Below are 1,376 nucleotides of genomic sequence, written 5' to 3'. Positions count from 1 at the left end.
GCGTGATGCGGGGCGGGCGCCTGCACCATCCCCTCGCAGGATCGGCATGCGAACGCCTCGCGCACGTGCCGGACCACCTTGAAGCGGCCGGGCACGTAATCGAGGGTCTCCGTCACGTCCTCGCCGATCCGACGCAGGACCCCACCGCAGGACGGGCAGGCGCAGGGGCCTGGATGGATCACGCTCTCGCGCGCCAGGTGATCGGGCAAGGGGCGCCGAGCCGGTCTTACGCGGGAGGCCTCGACGGCGTCGGCAACGACCGGGGCGGCAGCCAGACGCTCGGCCTCGTCGACCTCCAGCGCCTCGATGGCGAGTTCGAGTTGCTCGACGCGGGCCTTCAGCTTCTCGGACGAGACGCCGAACTGTGCACGCTTGAGACGAGCGAGTTCGCTGCGCAGCTTCTCGATGAGTGTGTTGGCGTGGACGGCTTCCCGCGCCATGCCGACGATCATGCGCTTGAGCGCATCGACGTCGTCGGGGAGTGAGCCAGGATCGAGAGCCACATCAACAGCTTACGCCGTCTGGCACAGCACGCAAGCCCGTTGCCGGCACCCGCGCGTCAGCCCGCGATGCGGGGGCGGTCCGTACGCACCGGGGTACGCCAGTCGATGCCCTCCAGCAGCATGGCGAGCTGCGCCGGCGTCAGCGCGGCAGCCGCGCCCGCCGTCGCCGGCCAGACGAAGCGACCCCTCTCCAGGCGCTTGGCGAACAGGCACAGGCCCTGGCCGTCCCACCACAGCACCTTGATCAGGTGCCCCTGCCGACCGCGGAAGACGAAGGCCTGTCCCGAGAACGGATCACGCGCCAAGTGATCCTGCACGAGACTGGCCAACCCGTCGAAGCCCTTGCGCATGTCGGTGTGGCCGGTCGCCAGCCAGACCCGCGAGCCGGAGGGAACCGGGATCATCGTCCCAGCAACGCCGCGATCACACCCTGCAGGAGCACCACGTCCGCGCCCGCCTCGGCCCGCAGCCGATGACCGCCGGCCAGCTCGATCTCGATGGCGCCGGGGCGGGGCGGCTCGTCCCGGACGGGAGGTTGCGGAGCCGGCAGCGCAAGTGGAACGAAGCTCGGGCGGGACGCCACCGGTGGCGGCGATGCTTCTGTCCGGAGAGCGCGGCGCCAGCGGAACAGCAGACTCGAATGAAGCCCGTGCCGGCGCGCCACTGCGGAGGCCGTCGTCGCCGGATCCTCCGCCTCGGCAAGGATCGCCCGCTTGTGCTCGGACGACCAGGTCCGTCGCGTTCCCGCGACGACGATGTGAGCCGTGTTCGTCATAGGTCCAGACACAGGGCCGATACAGCGCCATCCCGCGCCATCCCCTGTATCCAGACCCAGACCCTATCCGCACAAGGCAGCCGTCACCGAGCGCTTAC

The 1,376-nt window shown here is 70.2% G+C and carries 3 protein-coding genes; all 3 read right to left on the bottom strand.

The genetic code is table 11. The features are described from left to right. The coding region (locus FV222_RS26200; RefSeq protein ID WP_187277487.1) for an IS66 family transposase zinc-finger binding domain-containing protein at positions 1-503 on the bottom strand (503 nt) is incomplete at its 3' end. Between the two features lie 56 nt (positions 504-559). Beyond that, on the bottom strand, positions 560-907 hold the full coding sequence (gene tnpB / locus FV222_RS26195) for an IS66 family insertion sequence element accessory protein TnpB (protein WP_147764644.1): 348 nt from the start codon (positions 905-907) through the stop codon (positions 560-562). Beyond that, entirely contained in the window at positions 904-1,278 is a 375-nt protein-coding gene (locus FV222_RS26190) for a transposase (RefSeq protein WP_147816044.1), read from the bottom strand. Before FV222_RS26190 ends, tnpB begins: the two co-directional genes overlap by 4 nt. Positions 1,279-1,376: the final 98 nt, after the last annotated feature.

The organism is Methylobacterium sp. WL103, from assembly GCF_008039885.1.
GTDB lineage: Bacteria > Pseudomonadota > Alphaproteobacteria > Rhizobiales > Beijerinckiaceae > Methylobacterium > Methylobacterium cerastii.
The sequence above is the reverse complement of the archived record's forward strand: the minus strand, read 5'-3'. Positions and strand labels throughout refer to the sequence as shown.